The sequence below is a fragment of the Pseudomonas sp. NBRC 111138 genome (genome assembly GCF_001320835.1).
Taxonomy (GTDB): Bacteria; Pseudomonadota; Gammaproteobacteria; order Pseudomonadales; family Pseudomonadaceae; genus Aquipseudomonas; species Aquipseudomonas paracarnis.
In genome coordinates this window covers 44187-66601 of sequence record NZ_BCBO01000052.1, presented here as the reverse complement: position 1 = coordinate 66601, position 22415 = coordinate 44187, and the positions used below count along the sequence as shown (strand labels likewise).

At 62.3% G+C, this 22415-nt stretch carries 11 protein-coding genes; 5 read left to right on the top strand and 6 right to left on the bottom strand.

All coding sequences use genetic code 11. The features are described 5' to 3' along the window. Window positions 1–165: 165 nt before the first annotated feature. Complete coding sequence (locus APH41_RS09610; protein ID WP_054897048.1) at window positions 166–813, top strand: nicotinamidase; 648 nt, start codon at window positions 166–168, stop codon at window positions 811–813. Between the two features lie 72 nt (window positions 814–885). Here APH41_RS09610 and APH41_RS09605 read toward each other — a convergent pair whose 3' ends face one another. Genes APH41_RS09605 through APH41_RS28005 form a run of 3 tightly spaced genes read right to left on the bottom strand, consistent with a single transcriptional unit; the run spans window position 886 to window position 3206 of the window. Further along, on the bottom strand, window positions 886–1974 hold the full coding sequence (locus APH41_RS09605; RefSeq protein ID WP_054918663.1) for a DUF3396 domain-containing protein: 1089 nt from the start codon (window positions 1972–1974) through the stop codon (window positions 886–888). A 15-nt stretch (window positions 1975–1989) separates the two neighbouring features. Then, on the bottom strand, window positions 1990–2691 hold the full coding sequence (locus APH41_RS09600) for a VRR-NUC domain-containing protein (protein WP_054918661.1): 702 nt from the start codon (window positions 2689–2691) through the stop codon (window positions 1990–1992). Further along, a complete protein-coding gene (locus APH41_RS28005; RefSeq protein ID WP_082430432.1) occupies window positions 2688–3206 on the bottom strand; it encodes a PAAR domain-containing protein in 519 nt (172 codons plus the stop codon). Before APH41_RS28005 ends, APH41_RS09600 begins: the two co-directional genes overlap by 4 nt. Before the next feature lie 526 nt (window positions 3207–3732). On the opposite strand from APH41_RS28005, the gene APH41_RS09595 reads away from it, so the two are divergent. Together APH41_RS09595 and APH41_RS09590 are read left to right on the top strand one after the other, a co-directional pair. Then, window positions 3733–4305 (top strand): DUF2239 family protein, encoded by a 573-nt coding sequence (locus tag APH41_RS09595; RefSeq protein WP_054897051.1) that lies wholly within the window; start codon window positions 3733–3735, stop codon window positions 4303–4305. A gap of 19 nt (window positions 4306–4324) precedes the next feature. Next, window positions 4325–5680 (top strand): MATE family efflux transporter, encoded by a 1356-nt coding sequence (locus APH41_RS09590; protein ID WP_054918659.1) that lies wholly within the window; start codon window positions 4325–4327, stop codon window positions 5678–5680. Here the strand turns inward: APH41_RS09590 and APH41_RS09585 are convergent. After that, a complete protein-coding gene (locus APH41_RS09585) occupies window positions 5664–6251 on the bottom strand; it encodes a TetR/AcrR family transcriptional regulator (RefSeq protein WP_054918657.1) in 588 nt (195 codons plus the stop codon). The two genes, APH41_RS09590 and APH41_RS09585, sit on opposite strands and share 17 nt — an antisense overlap. A 132-nt stretch (window positions 6252–6383) precedes the next feature. On the opposite strand from APH41_RS09585, the gene APH41_RS09580 reads away from it, so the two are divergent. Next, on the top strand, window positions 6384–7556 hold the full coding sequence (locus APH41_RS09580; RefSeq protein WP_054918655.1) for an MFS transporter: 1173 nt from the start codon (window positions 6384–6386) through the stop codon (window positions 7554–7556). Here the strand turns inward: APH41_RS09580 and APH41_RS09575 are convergent, their stop codons facing one another. Both APH41_RS09575 and APH41_RS09570 read right to left on the bottom strand, forming a co-directional pair. Further along, on the bottom strand, window positions 7557–7922 hold the full coding sequence (locus APH41_RS09575; protein ID WP_014718824.1) for a type II toxin-antitoxin system HicB family antitoxin: 366 nt from the start codon (window positions 7920–7922) through the stop codon (window positions 7557–7559). Next, entirely contained in the window at window positions 7919–8170 is a 252-nt protein-coding gene (locus APH41_RS09570) for a type II toxin-antitoxin system HicA family toxin (RefSeq protein WP_014718823.1), read from the bottom strand. Before APH41_RS09570 ends, APH41_RS09575 begins: the two co-directional genes overlap by 4 nt. Window positions 8171–8380: 210 nt before the next feature. Here APH41_RS09570 and APH41_RS09565 point away from each other — a divergent pair, with 210 nt between their 5' ends. Next, window positions 8381–22414: a non-ribosomal peptide synthase/polyketide synthase gene (locus APH41_RS09565; protein WP_054918652.1), complete on the top strand. Its 14034-nt coding sequence runs from the start codon at window positions 8381–8383 to the stop codon at window positions 22412–22414. The last annotated feature ends 1 nt before the right edge of the window (window position 22415 follow it).

The window sequence follows — 22415 nt, the reverse complement described above, 5'->3', positions numbered from 1 at the left end:
CACTCCCGTCATTGCAGGCGAGCCAGCTCCCACCTTTGAACTTCAGCGTGCTTGAGAATAGGGTAAGTCAGCAACGCATCGATCCCCGCAGTAAACTGTCCCATACTTCAAGATTTCTACGCTCGCCCGGAGGCGGTCGTACGTGCAGACCACCCGAGAACGACCATGAGCCTTTCGAAAGCCGCCATCGCTTCATTTGACGTCGACGCCCAGAAGAGCTTCACGCCCTTGTGTCCCAACGAGTTGCCAGTGGCCGGTGGCGACGGCATTGGTGCCGAACTCAATTACATGGCCAGTCTCGCCGGCCACCGCATCGGCAGCAAGGACGCCCACACCCCCCACGCACCCTGGGTGGTTGCGCAGCACAGCGAGATGCTGCAACCCACCGGCCTGGCCCATGCCGATGTGACCTGGGTCAGCCACTGTGTGCCGGGTACCGAAGGGTTCACCCTGCTCGATGAGTTGCCCACGCCCTATGACTACGACTACTTCATCTGGAAAGGTGTCGAGCCCGACCTGCACCCCTACGGCGCCTGTTACCACGACCTGCACGACAAACTGTCCACCGGCGTCATCGAGTACCTCAAGGCCCACGGCGTGGCCCGCGTGATTGTGGGCGGGCTGGCGCTGGACTATTGCGTCAAGACCACTGCGTTGCAGTTGCTCAAAGCCGGATTGCAAGTGGTCCTGCATTTGCCGGCGTGCCGAGGCATCAGCGAGGAGGGCGGTGTACAGGCTGTCGACGAATTGCTCAAGGCTGGTGCACACATCAGTCGCACCCGCGAAGAATTGGTCGTGGTGGTCGCGCGTTAAGCAGATTCCGGTGAGGCCATCGCCTCTGTCAGTTGGCGGTCGAGCAGGTGGGCTCCGAGAATTACGCCGCGTCTATAAGCGCCCTGGCAGAGTATTTGTAGCATCCAGGCAGGGTTCGTCGCGAAGTAACTTGGCATGCCAGCTGGGGATGTCGCCTGTATCCACATCCAAGCGCTTGAGCCACTGGTCAGCCGACCAGTCCACCAGCCGCAACTCGCCGTCATGAGAGCCGCCGTGCAATGAACCCACCGTCTCGTAGCGAATGCCCTTGAGTACATGGTTCAGTATTACGTAGGTGGCCGGCTTCGGATCCTCGGCATCACCACCAAGGTAGGGGTATGCGCCGGCCTGGATCACTACGCCGCTACCGTAGTCATAGAATGCAAAATGGCTGGAGGGTAGCTGCGTACGTAATCCTTCCAGGCCGCCAACCAACTCCAGGCGAGTTTGGTCGAGCAAGGTCAGCCAACTGACCGTCTTGATTTTTGTAGGTTTGAACTCGGGGATATTAGCCAGTAGACCGGCTGTTCCCACATCCAAACCAGGCATGCGTGCCGCCATAAAGGCTTCAGTAGGTTCGTTGCCGTCCCGGTTGGTGACGGAAAGGTTGAAGGCATGTCCCGCGTAACCCTGTTCTGGAGCCAATCGGCGTGCTGAGTCAAGGTACAAACGCAGGAAGCTGAGTGGGTTTTGCTCTTGGTACAGAAGCGGTACTGAGAACTCCAGAGTGCTTATTTCATCCCCCATCTTTGCCTTCCATCCTCGCGTACCAAACACATTGAAGAGCCAAGCGCTGGCGTCATTTGATTGTTTGCCACTGAGGTAGTAGAAGCTGAGAAGGTCATCCTCATCCATTACTTCCATCATGTCGCGTAATGGCTTTGCCTCGGCATAAGCTGAAAGTGGTTTACCCTGAGGAGGCTCTTCGCGCCAGACCCAAGTGAGGTAGGGCTCAGCCAAGCGCTTGAAGTCGTCAAAGCACTGGCACAGTGCCTCCCGTACCAAACGTGTGTGTGCATCCTTGAAATAAAGCGTCCCGCGCAGGCAGAGCACTGCGCCGATATAGTTCTGGCGTCCGCACTTCATGAGCAAGTGGCCGGGTATTTCCAGCAGATGTGGTTGCTTGGCAAGTTCTTCGGCCACATTGAATTCCGGTTCCATTGGCATTCCTCCGAATTAGTAAGCGGGGGTCATTGGTCGAGGGGAGCGGCCACGCGTCAGGATAAACATCATCCCCCCTGCGATGGCTGCGGCCCACCCGAGCTGCTCCACTGGCACATTGGACTGCTGACTTTGCTGGCTACAGTCGCATTCGGTAGATGTCATCTCAACAACCCTGTTTTTGTTGCCAGCAATGTTCGCATAATCCTGCGCCTGCTCCACTTTCGGTGGGTCAGGTGGAAACTTCATCTCCACCACTTGCTTGATGTTGTCCTGAGTTGGCGGCTTGCTGGCGTCCTTGACGATCACCACATCGGGCCGGCGAATCATCCCTTTCCCGGGTTTGAACGGTGGATGCTCTGGGTCGTCATTCCAATATTTGTTGATCCAGCCCGGTATCCAGCCATGAGGGCCATTCCCCGTTTGGCTGTCGAGGATTGGCCGTGGTGGTCGCTTGGTCATGTCGTAACTGACTTCGGGCTTATACGGACTGCGCCTCTGAAGAATCTCGTCAAGCTCCCCAAGGCGCTGGGCCACGCAGGCCTGTTTGAGATGCTTGCCATCTTGGCTGATGTTGGGCGTGCCGCTGCAATAGCAAATTGCCGAGCACAGTACGTTCTTGTCTTGGGGATCGAGCTTCGGTTTCAGAATACCCACAGGGTTAATCTTTCCGTCTGGGCTCATGCCCCCCTGAGAAAGGCTGGGTTGCCCATTCATTCTTCGCCTTCCTGCACCAAGTCAATATGGATAGACTCTGACGCAGCATGGCTAATCCACGATGTCATGCCTTCGCTATTCGTGGTGTCGAGCGCGTTCCAACCGGCACTCGACCAAACCTTTACCTTGCGGCCAACGATAGGTTTTCCGGTTTCCTGATCTATGAGTTGAAAGCGTCCAGAGTAATGGGTATTGGAACTGCTCAATGGCACCATGGGGCTGAGTGGGGGCGGTGTGAATTGATCGCCTATGATCACCGTTCCCGATCCACCGATGATCACGTTGCCATGTTCACCCACACTGCCGAGCGTTGCGGCAGGTTTTCCATTGATAAAAACTGTCGATGATACGGCCGAACTGATCGGGCTCCCGCAAGCAGATAGATCACCTTGGCGCGCTGCGGGCAAACCATCGAAGAAGACGTCAGGAGAACCTTCGATGATGGAGGCGACACCATGTCCCGGAATTGGACATGTCGTAGGGTCAGTAACGCGGGCGGCGGGCTTTCCACTCATAGTGCCGAACCTCGGGAAAGTGGCTGCAGATCAAGAAAGTGCGCTGAATTAACGAGACGCTTCGCAAACATATCAATCGCCATACTCGTTCCTTGTCTGATCGTTCGCCGGTAGTGGCGCATGGCGTACTTTTCCTATTCCTCCGATTAACTACAAGATGCTTAACCGCGAACGGGAAGTACCTGTCAAAGAAAAGAAAAATCTCCTACATGATTGCGAGGTATTGATTCTTTACGCTCTACATTCTTATGCATTCGCAAGTAAGGGAATGACAATTGGGATATTCAAAGATGGTTTCCCCGGCGCTCATCTCACTACCGGTGAGTGCATTGAGGGAGATATCAATCTGCGTCCGCTGTTTTGCTTCCATCGATGCAGGTCCGGCGATTGCTGGAGCAGGGGGACCAGAGAGGTTCACCTAGGTCGAGGTGCCACAAGCAGATCGCGCCCGCAAAAGATCCTTGCAAGTCGGCAAATTAAGCCTAATATTATCCGGGTAAAACAAATAACATCCGGGTAATAAAAGATGACCACGCACACCCTTTCCCTCTGCACCGCGTTCGCAGGTCATCAATGCATCGCCGCGGGGACCTATGTCGATGTGGCCGAGTCCCTTGTCGCCCAGGCTTTGCCCGCCGGTAGCTTCCTGGTCTTCGATGACGCCACGGGCACTCAAGTCGATTATCCGTGGCCAGCAGGTCACGCGCCGCACCCTCCCCAGGCCGAAAGCGACGACGAGCCACCCGCAACGCCCTCGGTAGGCCGCCCGAAGTTGGGCGTCGTCGCCCGGGAAGTCACATTGCTGCCACGTCATTGGGAGTGGCTCGGCCAGCAGCGTGGTGGTGCGTCGGCTGCCTTGCGCCGGTTGGTGGATGAAGCGCGTATGGCTCATGCCAGCGCTGATCAATTGCGCCAGGCCAAGGAGGCCAGCTATCGCTTCATGAGCGCGATTGGCGGCAATCTGCCGGGCTTTGAAGACGCCTCGCGTGCGCTGTTTGCCCAGGACAGGGACGGCTTCTCGAACAGTATCGCGCACTGGCCGACGGACGTGCGCACCTACCTGGCCTGGCTGTCGCGCAATGCCTTCCCAGTCCAATAATCAAGGGGCTCAGACCTTCATGGACGTCACCCAGCAACGCCCGCTGTGGCAAATCTATCTGTTGTTCCTGGCACCGATGGTGCTGTCCAATTTCCTGCAAAGCTTTTCCGGCACCCTCAACGGCATTTACGTTGGCCAGATGCTGGGCACCCAGGCATTGGCCGCGGTGTCGGGGATGTTTCCCATCGTGTTTTTCTTTATCGCCCTGGTGATCGGCCTGGGGGCGGGCGCCTCGGTGTTGATCGGCCAGGCATGGGGCGCCCAGGAGACCGGGATGGTCAAGGTGATTACCGGTGCCACCCTGACCCTGGGCGCGTTGGTGGGCCTGGTGGCCGCCGTGCTGGGCAGCCTGTTTGCGCGCCCGGCATTGCAGGCGTTGGGCACGCCGGTGGATGTGCTCGACGATGCCGTGGGCTACGCCCAGATGATGATGTTGATCATGCCGTTGCTGCTGGTGTTCATCCTCTATACCCAACTGTTGCGTGGGGTCAGCGACACGATTTCGCCGTTGCTGGCATTGATGGTCTCGACCCTGGTGGGCTTGCTGCTGACGCCTGCGCTGATTCGCGGCTGGATCGGCCTGCCGCCCATGGGCATCCAGAGTGCGGTGTATGCGGGGCTGGTAGGTAACGCTTTGGCGATGCTGTTTCTGGTCCTGCGCCTGCGCCACAAAAAACACGTGATGGCACCAGACCGCGAGTTGCTTGCCGCCTTGCGCCTGGACCGCGTCGTCCTCGGCAAAGTCCTGCGCATCGGCCTGCCGACGGGCTTGCAGATGGTGGTGCTATCGCTGTCGGAGCTGGTCATCCTGGCCCTGGTCAACGGCCACGGTTCCCAGGCCACGGCGGCCTATGGCGCGGTGACGCAGATCGTCAACTATGTGCAGTTCCCGGCGCTGTCGATTGCCATCACCGCCTCGATCCTCGGCGCCCAGGCGATTGGCGCCGGGCGCCTGGAGCGTATCGGGCCGATCCTGCGCACGGGGCTTGTGATCAACCTGTGCCTCACCGGTGGCTTGATCGTGCTCGGCTATGGGCTGTCCCACTGGTTGCTGGGCCTGTTCATCACCGACGACAGCGCACGGGTACGGGCCGAACACCTGCTGCACATCATGCTCTGGAGCATTCTGGTATTCGGCTTCCAGGCGGTGATCGGCGGCATCATGCGCGCCAGCGGCGTGGTGCTGATGCCGGTGGCGATCTCGATCTTCTGCGTGCTTGGCGTAGAACTGCCAATGGCCTATCTGTTCAACGCCCACTTCGGATTGGAAGGAGTGTGGATGGCATTTCCGGTGACCTACCTGGCGATGCTGGTGTTGCAGATCGCCTATTACCGCCTGGTGTGGCGGCATAAGCAGATCAAACGGTTGGTGTGAGGCTCAGCCCCTGCAGGAGCAGCTCCAGGCCTTGCAAGCCTTCCTCCAGTCGTGTGCCCGGGTGTTCATCCCGGGCAATCCACAACGCGGTATTGACCAGGCTGCCGTTGATCAACTGCGCCAGTGCGTGGCTGGGTGCCGTAGGCATCAGGCCCGCTTGCATCAGGGCCTCCAGCAATTGACGCAAGGACTCCACGCAGTGTTGTTGGGAGCCGGTGTCGCCCAGTACCGCCGGTGCATCCTGCAATACAATGCGCTGGATTTCCGGGTCCTGGGCCATGCGCAGATAAGCCCGGCAGCGCTCGCAAAAACCACTCCAAGGCTCTACGGCCTGCTCCGAGATGCGTTGCAAGCGCGCGTCCATCTCGCTGTCGAGTTGAGCGACCACCGCCGCCAGCAGCCCTTTTTTGTCACCAAAGTGGTGATACAGCGCACCGCGCGTCAGGCCGGCGCGGGCAGTGAAGTCATCCATCGAGGTATTGGCATAGCCTTGGGTGGCGAAGGCCCGGCGCGCGCTCGCTATCAGGCGGGCGCGGGTGTCTTCGATCATTTCAGCTCGGGCTCGGCTCATGGGCGTCTCTTGGCTAAGTGATTGACATACGCTGCGTATGCGAAGCATGATTTGCCACATACGCGCCGTATGTATTCTGCCCTGATGGTTTCAGATAGCAAGCCCAGGGCGTCGAGCAAGAGGTCAAGCAGGATGGCAAACCCCTACGCTGAATTATTCCAAGCCCCCGGTGCCCGGGCCTTTGTGCTCGCTGGCATGCTGGCACGCATGCCGATATCCATGACCGGCATCGGCCTGATCACCATGCTGTCCCAGGTGCATGGCGGCTATGGCCTGGCCGGTTCGGTGGCGGCGGTGTTTGCCCTGGCCACGGCGATTTGCGCGCCACAAGTGTCACGTTGGGTGGACCGCTACGGCCAGGGCAGGGTGCTGCCGATTGCCGCGCTGATCGGCGGCGGGGCGCTATTGATGTTGCTGCTGTGTACGCGGTTGCAGGCGCCGAATTGGACGCTGTTTCTGTTCGCCGCGCTGGCGGGCTGCATGCCCAATATGTCGGCCATGGTGCGAGCGCGCTGGACCGAGTTGTACCGTGGCCAGCCCAGGCTGCAAACCGCGTTTGCCCTGGAGTCGGTACTTGATGAGGTGTGCTTCATCATCGGCCCGCCCATTTCGGTGGGGTTGAGCGTGGCGGTGTTCCCAGAAGCCGGGCCCCTGGTGGCGGCGTTGTTGCTGGCGGTGGGCGTCACCACCTTTGTGCTGCAACGGCAAACCGAGCCACCGGTACACGCGCATCAGGGAGCACACGGTCGCTGGCTGATTGCGTCGCCGTCGGTATTGATCCTGATGATTTTGCTGCTGGCCATGGGCGTGATCGTCGGCGTGGTGGATGTGGTCAGCGTGGCCTTCGCCCAGCATCAAGGCCAGCCGGCGGCGGCGAGTATCGTGCTGTCGGTGTATGCCATTGGTTCGTGCCTGGCGGGGTTGGCCTTCGGTGCCCTCAAACTCAAGGCACCGTTGCCACGCCAGTTCCTGTACTGCGGCGTAGCCACGGCGTTGACCACCTTGCCCTTGCTGTTGGTGAGCAATATTCCCGGCTTGGCCGCTGCAATCTTTATCTCCGGGCTGTTCTTCGCGCCCACCTTGATTGTGTCGATGGCCATGGTGGAGCAGATCGTCCCGGCCAGCCGCCTTACCGAAGGCATGACCTGGCTGATCACCGGCCTGAGCATCGGCGTGGCCATTGGCGCCGCCAGTTCGGGGTGGATGATCGACCACTTTGGCGCCACCAGCGGGTTTTGGGTGGCGCTGGCGGCGGGGGCGGTGGTAGCGGGCTCGGCGGTAGGGGGTTACCGGCGGTTGGGATAGTCAGCCAATCGTCGGGCATGGCTCTGGGTAGTGATGCTGCAGAAATTCGTTCAGCGCCTGACGCGTGAGATCATTCAATGTCACTTTCTTACGGTTTGCCGCCAGGGCAGCGGCCAAATGCAAGTCATGCCCGACGCGTACGTTGAATGAACCTTTGCACGGTTTCTCCGGCGTGTGCCCCAGGCTCTGGCAGGTAGCGAGATAATCATCCACCGCGCCACGGAAGGCTGCGTCCAGTTCAGCCACAGTTTTGCCTTCATAGCTCACCAATGCCTTGATGAACAGGATTTTACCAAACAGGCAGTTGTCCTCGAGGCTGGCTTCGATGGAGCCGATGTAGCCTTTGTGTTTCAGTTGGTTGTTCACTGAATCAGTTCTCCTGATTTCAATTGTTCGATGATCTGGCGCCGAATGTAGTGTTTCAGTTCGTTGCCGGGGTGAGGCTTGTGCAGGGTGATCATTGCACTGGGGTCGCCCATGTCGAACTTGACCCGGCTTCCGGCCCCTTCAATCTGTGTGTATCCCAATCGGCGTAATAACGTGACGAGCTCAGACCAGGTAAATGCCATGTGCTCATTGAGCAGTTTGGCGAGCAGCTTTTCATTCTTGGACACGGCGTTCCCTGCGTGTAACTAAATGTAGTTGCAAAAAGTGGTGTTCGTCAATGCTAGCTCAGCTTCGTGCGGCTTCGCGGAGATTGATGTAACCCCCGATGACAGCCTGTGCGGCGCCCCCCATTCCCCCGCTAATTTTTCCCCGCCCGGTTCGTTTTATAGGGACGACGTGCCTTTGTGCTTCCCGCCTATTGCCCCGGATTCCAAGAAATGAATGCTGAAGACTCCTTGAAACTTGCTCGCCGGTTTATCGGGCTGCCCCTGGAAAAGCGCCAACTGTTCCTGCAAGCCTTGCAGAAAGAAGGCGTGGATTTTTCAAGGTTTCCGATTCCGGCAGGGGTGGAGGTGGAGGACCGCCAGGCGCTGTCCTACGCGCAGCAGCGCATGTGGTTTCTATGGCAGTTGGACCCGGCCAGCGGCGCCTACAATTTGCCCGGCGCGGTGCGTTTGAGCGGCGCGCTGAGCCTGCCAGCGCTGCAGCAAGCGTTCGCCAGCCTGGTGGCGCGGCACGAAACCCTGCGCACGGTGTTCCAACGCCAGGCCGATGAGCGGCTGGCGCAGGTGGCGGTGGAGCCGTCGGTGACCGTCGAGCACCTGGACTTCACGGCCCTGGCCTTTGATGCACGGGAGCAGGCCGTCAACGCCGCCGCCACCCGTCAATCGCTGTTGCCGTTCGACCTGGAGCATGGGCCGCTGCTGCGTGTGCAACTGCTCAAGCTTGCCGAGCAGGAACACGTGCTGCTGCTGACCCTGCACCACATCGTTTCCGACGGTTGGTCGATGAATGTGCTGATCGACGAGTTCATCCGCTGCTATGACGCCCATGAGCGCAACGAAGCGCCCCAACTGCCGGCGCTGCCCATCCAGTACAGTGACTACGCCCTGTGGCAGCGCCGCTGGCTGGAGGCGGGCGAGCAGGCACGCCAGCTGGAATATTGGCAGGCTCGCCTGGGCGATGAACATCCGGTCCTGGAGCTGCCCACCGACCACCCGCGCCCGGCCATGCCCAGCTACCAAGGCACACGGCATAACTTCGCGATTGAGCCGGCGCTGGCCGCGCAACTGCGCAGTTGCGCGCAAAAACATAACGTCACTCTGTTCATGCTGCTGCTCGGCGTCTTCAATGTGCTGTTGCACCGCTATACCGGCCAGGGCGACATTCGCGTCGGTGTGCCGATTGCCAATCGCAATCGCACCGAAGTCGAGGGGCTGATCGGTTTCTTCGTCAACACCCAAGTGTTGCGCATCGAACTGACCGGGCAAACCCGGGTTGCCGAGTTGCTGCAAGGTATCAAGGAGCATGCCCTGGGCGCCCAGGCCCATCAGGAATTGCCCTTCGAACGGCTGGTGGAAGCGCTGAAAATCGAGCGCAGCCTGAGCCACACGCCGCTGTTCCAGGTGATGTATAACCATCAGCCGGTAGTCGCCGACATCGCCTCGGTCAGCACTGCATCGGGGCTGGAATTGGCCCTGGTGGAATGGCAAGGCCGCACCACCCAGTTCGACCTGACCCTGGACACCTATGAAAAGTCCGGCACCCTGCATGCCGCGCTGACCTACGCCAATGACTTGTTCGATACGCCCACCATCGAGCGCATGGCCCGGCATTGGGTCAGTCTGTTGCAAGCCATGGTGCTCGATGGCGAACAGCGCATTGGCGAATTGCCCATGCTTGACGCGGCTGAACAGCAACGGCTGGTCCACACCTGGAACCAGACCGCCGAGGCGTACCCGACCGAGCGCGGGATTCATCACCTGATCGAAGACCAGGCACGGCGCAGTCCCGATGCACCGGCACTGGTGTTCGGTACCACCACCTTGACCTACGCCCAACTGGATGCGCGCGCCAACCAGTTGGCCCATGCCCTGGGCGAGCAGGGCGTAGGGCCCGACGTGCTGGTAGGTATCTGCATCGAGCGCTCCATCGAAATGGTGGTTGGCCTGCTGGCGATTCTCAAGGCCGGTGGCGCCTACGTGCCCCTCGACCCTGAGTACCCCCGGGAACGCCTGGCCTACATGATCGAAGACAGTGGCATTCAGTTGCTGCTCAGCCAGCAAAGCCTGCTGGCGTCGCTGCCCGTCGCCGGTATCCAGGTAATTGCCCTGGACCAGCCGGCGCTATGGCTCGACGGCTACAGCAGCGATTCACCGAACGTGGCCTTGCATACCCTCAACCTGGCCTACGTGATCTACACCTCGGGCTCCACCGGCAAGCCCAAAGGCGCCGGCAATAGCCATCGCGCCTTGGTCAACCGCTTGAGCTGGATGCAACAGGCGTATGGCCTGGGCGCCAATGACGCGGTGTTGCAGAAAACCCCGTTCAGCTTTGACGTGTCGGTGTGGGAGTTCTTCTGGCCGCTGATGACCGGCGCCCGCCTGGTGGTCGCAGCGCCTGGCGAACACCGTGAACCGACGCGCCTGATTGACACCATTGGCCGACACGCCATCACCACCTTGCACTTCGTGCCGTCGATGTTGCAGGCGTTTATCCATGAGCCGGGCGTACAGGCGTGCGCAAGCCTCACGCGCATTGTGTGCAGCGGCGAAGCCTTGCCCCTGGACGCGCAACAGCAAGTGTTCGCCAAGTTGCCCGCTGCGGCGCTGTACAACCTCTATGGCCCGACCGAGGCGGCCATCGACGTCACGCACTGGACCTGCATTGACGAAGGCGCCGATAGCGTGCCCATCGGCCGCCCCATCGCCAATCTCGGCACCTACGTGCTGGACGCGCAACTCAACCCGGTGCCGGCCGGCGTCAGTGGCGAACTCTACCTGGGCGGCGTCGGCCTGGCGCGCAGTTACCATCGGCGCCCGGCGCTCACCGCCGAACGTTTTGTACCCAGCCCCTTTGTGACAGGCGAACGCCTGTATCGCACCGGTGACCGCGTGCGCCAACGTGCCGATGGGGTAATCGAATACCTCGGCCGTCTCGATCATCAGGTCAAGTTGCGCGGCTTGCGTATCGAGCTGGGCGAAATCGAAGCACGCCTTATGCAGCATCCACACGTGCGCGAAGCCGTGGTACTGGTACAGGGCGGCAAGCAGTTGGTCGCCTATCTTGTACACGCAGGCGAGGCGCCAACGGGCCTCAAGGAATGGTTGCTCAGCAGCTTGCCGGAATACATGGTGCCGACGCATTTCATTGCGCTGCCCAAGCTGCCGGTGACCGCCAACGGCAAGCTCGACCGCAAGGCGTTGCCAGTGCCGGATGCGGCCCAGCAGCAGGCATTTGTCGCCCCCCAAGGCGACCTGCAAACAGCCCTGGCTGCCATCTGGAGCGACGTGCTGGGCGTTGAGCAGGTCGGCCAGGACGATAACTTCTTCGAGCTGGGCGGCGATTCGATCATCTCTATCCAGGTGGTCAGCCGCGCCCGTCAGGCCGGCATTCGCCTGAGCCCGCGTGACCTGTTCCAGTACCAGAACATCCGCAGCCTGGCTCTGGTGGCGCGCTTCGAGCAGGTCAGCGTGATAGACCAGGGCCCGGTCAGTGGCGAGGTCATGCTGACGCCCGTCCAACACAGTTTTTTCGACCAGCCGATCCCGTCGCGGCATCACTGGAATCAATCCTTGTTGCTGGTGCCCGGCGAGGTGCTTGAAGCTGCACGGTTGGAGGCCGCGCTGGCGCGGTTGATCCAGCATCACGACGCTTTGCGCCTGCGCTTTGTGCAGCAGGCTGGCGGCTGGCAGCAGAGCCATGCTGCCTATGTCAGCGAACCGCTGTTGTGGCAATGCCAGGCCGGCACCGACGCTGAACTGGCGGCGCTGTGTGATGAAGCCCAGCGCAGCCTTGACCTTGCCCAAGGCCCGCTGCTGCGCGCCGCGTTGGTGAGCATGGCCGATGGCAGCCAGCGTGTGCTGTTGGTGATCCATCACTTGGTGGTGGATGGTGTGTCCTGGCGCATCCTGCTCGAAGACCTGCAACAGGCCTACCGCGAACAGGTGCTGCCGGCAAAAACCAGTGCCTACCAGCGCTGGGCGCAACAGTTGCACCGCCACGCGCAGACCGTCGAGGAGCAACTGCCGTACTGGCAAGCCCAATCCATCGGCGCCGAGCTGCCGTGTGATCACCCCGAAGGCGGCCTGCAAAACCGCCTGGGCGCCAAGCTGGAAACACGCCTTGACGCCGAGCACACCCGCCGACTGCTGCAAGACGCGCCAGCGGCCTATCGCACCCAGGTCAACGACCTGCTGTTGACCGCCCTGGCGCGGGTGATCAGCCGTTGGAGCGAGCAACCTGCTGCGCTTATCCAATTGGAAGGTCACGGCCGTGAAGATCTGTTTGACGACATCGACCTGAGCCGCACCGTCGGCTGGTTCACCAGCCTGTACCCGGTGCGCCTGCACGCCGAAGGCGAGTTGCCCGAGGCGATCAAGGCGGTCAAGGAACAACTGCGCGCCGTGCCCGACAAAGGCCTGGGCTTCGGCCTGCTGCGCTATCTGGGCGCGCAACACGCACAGGAAAGCCTTGCGAACCTTACCGCGCCGCGCATCACCTTCAACTACCTGGGCCAGTTCGACCGTCAGTTCAACGAGTCGGCACTGTTCGTGCCGGCCAGTCAGGGCAGTGGCCAGGCCCAGGATCCAGAGGCGCCGCTGGCCAACTGGCTGACGCTGGAAGGTCAGGTATATGGCGGCGAGCTGTCGTTGCAATGGGGGTTCAGCCGGGAGATGTTCGAGGCGGCAACTGTTCAAGGTCTGGCGGATGAGTACGCAGCCGAACTCAGGGCGCTGATCGAGCATTGTTGTGCCACGCCGGCAGGCCAGGTGAGCCCGTCGGATTTCCCGCTGGCACGCGTCACCCAGCAGCAACTGGATGCCTTGCCCGTGGCCGGGCCGGCGATTGCCGACCTTTATCCGCTGTCGCCGATGCAGCAAGGCATGCTGTTCCACACCCTGTTGGAACCCGAGTCCCAGGCCTACATCAACCAGTTGCGCCTCGACATCGAGGGCCTTGATTTGCTCGCCTTCGGGCGTGCCTGGCAGGCCGCACTGGACCGTCACGACATCCTGCGCAGCAGCTTCCATTGGCTGGGCCTGGACAGTGCTCATCAGCTGATCCAGCGCCAGGTCGACCTGCAACTGCAAGTGATCGAAGACCCCGACGCCGATTTCGACACCCTGGCCCAGGCCGAACGCGAACGCGGTTTTGCCCTGAATGCCGCGCCGCTGTTTCGCCTGACGCTGGTGCGCGGTGCTGGTGCGGCCTGGCACTTTATCTTCACCAGCCATCACATCCTCATGGACGGCTGGAGTAACGCGCAGTTGCTCGGTGAAGTCATCGCTCACTATGCGGGGCAGGCAGTGCCGGCGCCGCTCGGGCAGTTCCGCGATTACCTCGCCTGGCTGCAACAACAATCCTCGGGCGAAGCGTTCTGGAAAAACGCCCTGGCGGCATTGCCGGCGCCGACTCTGCTGGCGCAAGCGCTGCGCACGCCGGTAGACGGGGTGGGCATGGCTGACCATCACGTGGTACTGGGGAGCGACTTTACCCGCCGCCTCGGCGAGTTCGCACGCCAGCACAAAGTCACCCTCAATACCCTATTGCAAGGGGCTTGGAGCCTACTGCTGCAGCGTTACACCGGCCAGGACTGCGTTGCTTTTGGTGCCACCGTAGCCGGGCGTTCCGCACCGCTGCCGGGGATCGAGCAGCAACTGGGCCTGTTCATCAACACCTTGCCGATCATCAGCGCAGCCTCGCCAGCCCAGTCGGCCGCGACGTGGCTCAGCGAACTGCAAGCGCTCAACCTCAGCCTGCGCGACCATGAACATGTGCCGCTCTACGACATCCAGGGCTGGGCCGGCCAGCAAGGCGCGCTGTTCGACACCTTGCTGGTGTTCGAGAACTTCCCGGTCGCCGAGGCGCTCAAGCAAGGCGCGCCGGCCGGCCTGACCTTCGGTCACCTGCACAACCATGAGCGCACGCACTATCCATTGACCCTCGGCATAGAACTGGGCGCCAGCCTGCGCCTGGAATTCAGTTATGACCGTGCCCAGTTCAGCGAGGCGCACGTGGCGCAGTTGAGCGCCAACCTGCAACACCTGCTGGCGCAATTGCTCGCAGACGCTCATATGCCGCTGGGCAACCTGCGCCTTCTCGACGCCCCTGCGCAACGGCAGATGCTCGCTCTGAGCCGCTCAGCCGCAGCGCCCCAGGCCAACGAACGCGTGCATCAGCGTATCGCAGCCCAGGCCGAGGCGACGCGAGACGCCCTGGCTGTACAGTCCGGTGACGCCAGCTTGAGCTACGCCCAGTTGAACCAGCGCGCCAACCGCCTGGCCCATCGCCTGTTGGCGCTTGGCGTCGGCCCCGGCCAACGGGTGGGCCTGGCTTCGCGGCGTGGCCCGCAGTTGATCGTCAGCCTGCTGGCAGTGCTCAAAAGCGGGGCGGCCTACGTACCGTTGGACCCTGAATACCCGGCGGAACGTTTGGCCTACATGCTCGCCGACAGCCGCCTGGACGTGCTGCTCAGCGAAACCGGCTTGCTCGCCGACTTGCCTTTGCCCCGCGGCCTGACCCGCATGGATTTCAGCGCCAGTGGCGACGAACTGACCGGCTACCCGACGACCAATCCGCCTAATCACGCGGCGGCGGCTGACCTGGCCTATGTGATCTACACCTCTGGCTCCACCGGCCAGCCCAAAGGCGTGGCCATCGACCATGCCGCCCTTGGCCAGTTCTGTGACAGCGCCACGCTGTACAGCCGACTGAGCGCCGAGGACCGCGTGTTGCAGTTTGCGACCTTCAGTTTCGATGGTTTTGTCGAACAGTGCTTCCCGCCCCTGTGTGCGGGCGCGGCGTTGATCATGCGTGGCGATGAACTCTGGGATGCCGGGCAACTGGCGCAAGAGATTGTCGAGCGGGGCGTGACCCTGGCCGATCTGCCCGCCGCCTACTGGTACCTGTTGGCGCAAGAGTGCGCCGAGCACCGTCGCTCCCTGGGCAAGCTGCGCCAGGTACATGTGGGGGGTGAAGCCATGTCAGTGGAGGGCGTGCGTGCCTGGCACGCCGCGGGCTTGGGCAATGTGAGCCTGGTCAACACCTACGGGCCGACCGAAGCCACGGTGGTCTCCAGCGTGCATGAGTGCCAATTGGCCGATGCCAACGACGCCTACGGCGTGCCAATCGGGCAGGCGATTGCCGGGCGCGGCCTGTATGTACTCGACAGCGGTTTCGAACTGTTGGCCACCGATGGCGTGGGCGAGCTGTGCATTGGTGCCGAGGTTGGCTTGGCGCAACGCTACTTCGACCGCCCGGCGCTGACCGCCGAGCGCTTCTTGCCGGACCCGTTTTCCGCCATGCCCGGTGCGCGGCTTTATCGCAGTGGCGACTTGGCCCGGTACAACCCGGCGGGTGCGCTGGAGTACGTTGGGCGTATCGACCATCAAGTGAAGATTCGTGGCCTGCGTATCGAAATGGGCGAAATCGAAGCCAGCCTGCAAGCCTTGCCCAACGTGCGAGAAGCCGCCGTGCTTGCGCAGCCGAGCGCGACCGGCGTGCAGTTGGTGGCGTACGTGGTGCCAGCCGAAGGCCAAGCGCTGGAGGCCCAGGCACTGGCGGCGCGCTTGCGCCAGACGTTGCCGGACTACATGGTGCCGGGCCATTGGGTGTTCCTCGATGCCTTGCCGTTGAACCACAACGGCAAGCTCGACCGCCGTGCGCTGCCCACACCCGACCTGAACCAGGCCAGCGCCGCCTACGTGGCGCCGCAAAGTCCATTGCAAATCCAGTTGGCGGCGATCTGGCAAGCAGTGTTGCAGGTCGAGCAGGTTGGCCTGGAAGATCACTTCTTCGAACGCGGCGGCCACTCCTTGCTGGCCACCCAAGTGATCTCCCGGGTGCGCCACGATCTCAAGCTGGAAGTGCCGTTGCGGGCCCTGTTCGAACAGCCGACGCTGGCCGCTTTCGCAGCGGCGTGCGCAGGCGTGCAGGCCGATACCGCGCCTGTGATGCAGGCGGTTGGCCGTGAGCAGCCGCTGGCGTTGTCCTTTGCCCAGGAGCGGCAGTGGTTTCTCTGGCAATTGGATCCCACCAGCGCGGCCTATCATGTGCCCAGCGCCTTGCACCTGCGCGGTGAACTCCACATCGCGGCGCTGGAGCGCGCCGTCGAGGCCCTGGTGCAGCGCCATGAACCACTGCGCACCACCTTCGTGGAGTCGGGCGAGCACGCCGTGCAAGTCATCCACCCAAGCCTGGCAGTGCCGGTTGAACAACAAGAGGTCGACGCCGGCGCTATCGAGCAGGCTGTCACCGAAGAGATCCAGCGCCCGTTCGACCTGCGCAACGGCCCGCTGATGCGCGTCAAGTTGCTGATCGTTGCGCCTGATCACCATGTGCTGGTCATCACCCAGCACCACATCATCTCTGACGGCTGGTCGATGCAAGTGATGATCGACGAGTGGGTGGCGCTGTACCAAGGCGACGCAGGGTTGCCGGCCTTGCCGATCCAGTACGCCGACTACGCCCAGTGGCAGCGCGACTGGATGGCGGCTGGGGAACAACAACGCCAGCTCGATTACTGGTGCGCTCGTCTGGGGCACGAACATTCGTTGCTGGACCTGCCGCTGGACTATCCACGCCCCGCAGTGCAGAGCCATCGTGGCGCGCGCCGCCAGATTCATCTGGAGCGTGCGCTGCTGACTGAACTCAAGGCCCTGGCCCAGCGTCAGGACGTGACGCTGTTCATGCTGTTGCTGGCCTCGTTCCAGACCTTGCTGCACCGCTACAGCGGCCAGGCACAGGTGCGTGTCGGCGTACCGGTCGCCAACCGTAATCGCTTCGAAACCGAGCGACTGCTGGGCTTTTTCGTCAACACCCAGGTGCTGCAAGCTGACGTGCACGGGCAGATGCCGTTCGACCAGTTGCTGGCCCAGGTCAAGCAGCGTGCCCTGGAGGCGCAGGCCCATCAGGACCTGCCGTTCGAGCAGCTCGTGCAAGTGTTGCAGCCCGAGCGCAGCCTGAGCCATAACCCGCTGTTCCAGGTGATGTTCAACCATCAGGACAGCCTGCGTTCAGCCCCGGTGCAATTGCCCGGCCTGGATTTGCAGCCCGTGGATTGGGCCGGTCACAGCACGCAATTCGACCTGAACCTGGAAACCGAGGAGTCGGCGGACGGTCTCTGGGCCTCGCTGACTTACGCCACGGATCTGTTTGACGCGGCGACCGTGGAACGCCTGGCCGAGCATTGGCAAAACCTGCTGCGCGCGGTCCTGCAGGATGCCTCGGTGGCCTTGGACGACCTGGCGATGCTCAGCCCGTCGCAATGGCAGCACATGGTGCACGACTGGAACCGCAGCGACACCGACTACCCACGCGAACGCTGTGTACACCAGTTGTTTGAGGCCCAGGCCGCGGCGCAACCCGACGCCATCGCGCTGCATTTCAATGATGAGCGCCTGAGCTACGGCGAACTCAACCGTCGCGCCAATCGGCTCGCCCATCGTCTGATCGACATGGGCGTCGGCCCGGACGTGCTGGTTGCAGTACACGTGGAGCGTTCCCTGGACATGGTGGTTGGCTTGCTCGCGACCCTCAAGGCCGGTGGCGCCTATGTGCCGCTCGACCCGCAATTCCCGGCAGAGCGCCTGGCCTACATGCTTGAAGACAGCCGCGCCCGGGTATTGCTGACCCAACCGCACCTGCTGGGGCACCTGGCTCAGCCGCACGGCGTGCAGGTGCTGATGGTGGAGGAGGCCGGCACAGCGCAGCACAATCCCCAGGTTGCCGTGACACCGGAGCATCTGGCCTACGTGATCTACACCTCTGGCTCCACTGGCAAGCCCAAAGGGGTGATGGTTCGTCACAAGGCGCTGTGCAGCTTCACCAGCGGCATGGCCGGCACGTTGAGTATCGGCCAGGATGCGCGGCTGTTGTCGCTGACCACCTTCTCGTTCGACATCTTCGCCCTGGAGCTGTATGTGCCGCTGAGTGTCGGCGGTACCGTGGTGCTGAGCACCCAGGCAACGGCCCTCGACCCCGAGGCGATCCTCGATCTGGCCCAGCGTCAGGCGGCGAATGTGCTGCAAGCCACGCCTTCGACCTGGCGCATGTTGCTCGACAGCCCACGGGCTCATTCACTGCGTGGCATCGCCTGCCTGTGCGGTGGCGAAGCGCTGCCCGTCGATTTGGCCCAGCGCATGCTCGACCTGCAAGGCCCGTTGTGGAACCTCTATGGCCCGACGGAAACCACCATCTGGTCGGCGGCTCATCGTTTGCATCAGGCATTGCCGTTCGTTGGACGGCCCATCGCCAATACCGGCTTGTTCATCCTCAATGCCGGTCTCACGCCATGCCCCCAAGGTGTGTCCGGTGAGCTGCTGATCGGCGGTGTCGGCCTGGCGCGGGGTTACCACGGGCAGCCGGCGCTGACCGCCGAACGCTTCGTGCCCAACCCGTTTGGGGCTCCGGGCGAACGCCTGTACCGTACCGGCGACCTGGCACGCTATCGGGCCGACGGCGTGGTGGAATACATCGGCCGCGTCGACCATCAGGTCAAGGTCCGGGGTTTCCGTATCGAGCTGGGTGAAATCGAAGCCTGCTTGCGTGAGTTCGACGGCGTACGCGAAGCCGTGGTGTTGGCCGATAACGACCGGCTGATCGCTTACCTGGTCAGCGCCGCGCCGCAGGCGTCGCAGGTCTATAAAACCGCGCTGCGCGAGCGCTTGCCGGACTACATGGTGCCCGCGCAGTGGCTGTTCCTCGACAGCCTGCCGCTGACCCCCAACGGCAAGCTCGACCGCAAGGCATTGCCCAAACCGGATGCCAGCCTGTCGCTCAAGGGCCATGTAGCGCCCGTCACCCCGCGTGAGCAGCAGGTAGCGGCGATCTGGGCCGAGGTACTGGAATTGCCCCGGGTGGGCCTCGACGATCATTTCTTCGAGTTGGGCGGGCATTCATTGCTGGCCACGCGGGTGGTGTCACGGGTGCGTCAGGCCCTGGCGCTGGAAGTCCCACTCAAGGCCTTGTTCGAACAGCCGCTACTGGGTGATTTCGTGCGGGCCTTGGGCGAGGAGGGCGTCACCGCGCCGGCGTTGATCAAGGCCGACCGCACGCAGCCTCTGCCGCTGTCTTATGCCCAGGAGCGCCAGTGGTTCCTCTGGCAACTGGACCCGGCCGGCGCCGCGTATCACATCCCCAGCGCCTTGCGTTTGCAAGGGCCGTTGGACCTGACCGCGCTGCAAGAGAGCTTTGATAGCTTGCTGGCTCGCCATGAAAGCCTGCGCACGTATTTCCGTCAGGACGCCACCGGCGCGGTTCAAGTCATTGACGCCCAGGGCCGGGTCGATATCGAGCAGGTCGACAGCGACTATGCCGGCCTCAAGGCGCGGGTCGCGCAGGTGGTCGCCCAGCCTTTCGACCTGCTGCGTGGGCCGCTGCTGCGGGCAACCTTGCTGCGCCTGGCCGAGGACGACCACGTGCTGGTGCTGGTGCAGCATCACATCGTTTCTGACGGCTGGTCGATGCAGTTGATGGTCGAGGAGTTGGTGCAGGCGTATGCCGCTAACAGCCAAGGCCAAGACGTGCAATTGCCGGCGCTGCCGATCCAGTACGCCGATTATGCCGTGTGGCAGCGCGGTTGGATGGAGGCGGGGGAGCAGGCGCGTCAACTGGCCTACTGGCGCGAGCTGTTGAGCGGCGAGCAACCGGTGCTGGAGTTGCCGTTCGACCATCCGCGCCCGGCACAGCCAAGCCATCGTGGCGCACGCTTGGGTATCGAGTTGCATCCGGAGTTGTTGGGCAGTTTGCGCGCACTGGCGCAGCACGCTGGCGTCACGCTGCCGATGCTGCTGCTGGCGTCTTACCAGGCGTTGCTGCATCGCTACAGCGGCCAGGAAGATGTGCGCGTGGGCGTGCCGATTGCCAACCGCAATCGCCTGGAAACCGAGGGGTTGATCGGCTTCTTCGTCAACACCCAAGTGCTCAAGGCCGATATCCACGGGCAAATGAGCACCGAGCAACTGCTGCACCAGGTGCGTCAGCGTTCCCTGGAGGCCCAGGCTCACCAGGACCTGCCGTTCGAACAGCTTGTGCAGGCATTGCAACCGGAGCGCAGCCTTAGCCTGAGCCCGTTGTTCCAAGTGTTGTTCAACCACCGTGTGAGCGCTGCCGACAGCCATCTGCATCGCCTGGCCGACCTGCACGTCGAAGTCCTGGACCTGGACGAAGGCGTGGCCCAGTTCGACCTGGCGCTGGATGTGGAAGAAAGCCAGACGGCCCTGCGTGCCTCTCTGAGTTATGCCACCGATCTGTTCGCCGTGGCGACCATCGAGCGCATGGCCGGGCATTGGCAGAACCTCTTGCGAGCAATGGTGATCGACCCACAGCAACCCATCAGCCAATTGAGCTTGCTGGGCGAGGATGAGCAACAGCAGATTCTTGAGCTGTGGAATCAGGCCGACACCGGTTTTTCAGCCGAGCGCCTGGTGCATGAATTGGTCGGCGATTGCGCCCGGCAAACCCCGGACGCAGTGGCGGTTAAATTCGATACTCAAACCCTGACTTACGGTGAACTGGATCGCCAGGCCAATCGCCTGGCCCGTGCCCTGATCGCCCGTGGTGTCGGCGCGGAAGTGCGGGTGGCCATCGCCATGCCGCGCAGTGCCGAGATCATGGTGGCGTTCCTGGCGGTGATGAAAGCCGGTGGTGTGTATGTGCCGCTGGATATCGAATACCCACGTGATCGCCTGCTGTACATGATGCAAGACAGCCGTGCGCAACTGCTGCTGACTCACAGCCGGGCGTTGCAGCAACTGCCAGTCCCCGAGGGTCTGGATACCCTGGCGATTGATCGCACCGAAGAATGGGCCGGTTACAGCGATACGGCACCGGATGTGGCTCTGGACGGCGACAACCTTGCCTACGTTATCTACACCTCCGGCTCCACCGGTTTGCCCAAGGGCGTGGCGGTGGCTCATGGGCCGTTGGTGGCGCATATCATCGCCACTGGCGAGCGTTATGAGACCTCACCGGCCGATTGCGAACTACACTTCATGTCCTTCGCCTTCGACGGTTCCCACGAAGGCTGGATGCACCCGCTGATCAACGGCGCCAGCGTGTTGATCCGTGATGACAGCCTGTGGCTGCCGGAATACACCTACGAGCAGATGCATCGCCACGACGTGACCATGGCGGTGTTCCCACCGGTGTACCTGCAACAGTTGGCCGAACATGCCGAGCGCGACGGCAACCCACCGGCGGTGCGGGTGTATTGCTTCGGTGGTGATGCCGTTGCTCAAGCCAGCTATGACCTGGCGTGGCGCGCGCTGAAGCCTGAATACCTGTTCAACGGCTACGGCCCGACCGAAACCGTGGTCACGCCGCTGCTGTGGAAGGCACGCAAGGGCGACCCTTGCGGAGCTGTCTACGCGCCCATCGGCACCTTGTTGGGCAACCGAAGTGGCTACGTGTTGGATGCGCAACTGAACCTGCAGCCCATCGGCGTAGCCGGCGAGTTGTACCTGGGCGGCGAGGGCGTGGCCCGGGGTTATCTGGAGCGCCCGGCACTGACTGCCGAGCGTTTCGTGCCGGACCCGTTCGGCAAGCCCGGCAGTCGCGTGTATCGCAGTGGTGACCTGACCCGCGGGCGTCCGGATGGCGTGGTGGATTACCTGGGGCGTGTCGACCATCAGGTGAAGATCCGCGGTTTCCGTATCGAACTGGGGGAAATCGAAGCGCGCTTGCGTGAGCAAGCCAGTGTCGGTGAAACCGTGGTGGTCGCCCAGGAGGGGCCGACCGGCAAACAACTGGTGGCCTATGTGGTACCGGCCGACGCCAGCCTGGCCGACCAGGTTGAGTTCCGTGACGCCCTGCGTCGTGCCCTGAAAGCCGACCTGCCGGACTACATGGTGCCCAGCCACTTCGTATTCCTGGCGCAGATGCCGCTGACCCCCAACGGCAAGCTCGACCGCAAAGGCCTGCCGGTGCCGGATACGAGCCAGATGCAGCAGGCGTATGTGGCGCCCCAGAGCGAGTTGGAGCAGCAGATCGCCACGATCTGGGCCGACATCCTGCACCTGCCGCAAGTGGGCCTGAACGACAACTTCTTTGATGTCGGTGGTCACTCCTTGCTGGCTATCCAGATTACCTCGCGGGTGCAGGCCGAGCTCGGCCTGGACGTACCGTTGATGGAACTGTTCCAGACCGAATCGCTGCGCGCCTACGTGCAGGCCGCAGCCACTTTCCGCGCCGGCAGCGTGGAAGATTTTGATGACCTTCGTGACTTTTTGAGCGAACTAGAGGCGATTTGAA

Excerpts from the sequence above, each read along its gene's own strand:
- APH41_RS09610 (WP_054897048.1), top strand. The coding sequence starts at position 166 with ATGAGCCTTTCGAAAGCCGCCATCGCTTCATTTGACGTCGACGCCCAG.
- APH41_RS09605 (WP_054918663.1), bottom strand. The coding sequence starts at position 1,974 with ATGGAACCGGAATTCAATGTGGCCGAAGAACTTGCCAAGCAACCACAT.
- APH41_RS09600 (WP_054918661.1), bottom strand. The coding sequence starts at position 2,691 with ATGAATGGGCAACCCAGCCTTTCTCAGGGGGGCATGAGCCCAGACGGA.
- APH41_RS28005 (WP_082430432.1), bottom strand. The coding sequence starts at position 3,206 with ATGAGTGGAAAGCCCGCCGCCCGCGTTACTGACCCTACGACATGTCCA.
- APH41_RS09595 (WP_054897051.1), top strand. The coding sequence starts at position 3,733 with ATGACCACGCACACCCTTTCCCTCTGCACCGCGTTCGCAGGTCATCAA.
- APH41_RS09590 (WP_054918659.1), top strand. The coding sequence starts at position 4,325 with ATGGACGTCACCCAGCAACGCCCGCTGTGGCAAATCTATCTGTTGTTC.
- APH41_RS09585 (WP_054918657.1), bottom strand. The coding sequence starts at position 6,251 with ATGAGCCGAGCCCGAGCTGAAATGATCGAAGACACCCGCGCCCGCCTG.
- APH41_RS09580 (WP_054918655.1), top strand. The coding sequence starts at position 6,384 with ATGGCAAACCCCTACGCTGAATTATTCCAAGCCCCCGGTGCCCGGGCC.
- APH41_RS09565 (WP_054918652.1), top strand. The coding sequence starts at position 8,381 with ATGAATGCTGAAGACTCCTTGAAACTTGCTCGCCGGTTTATCGGGCTG.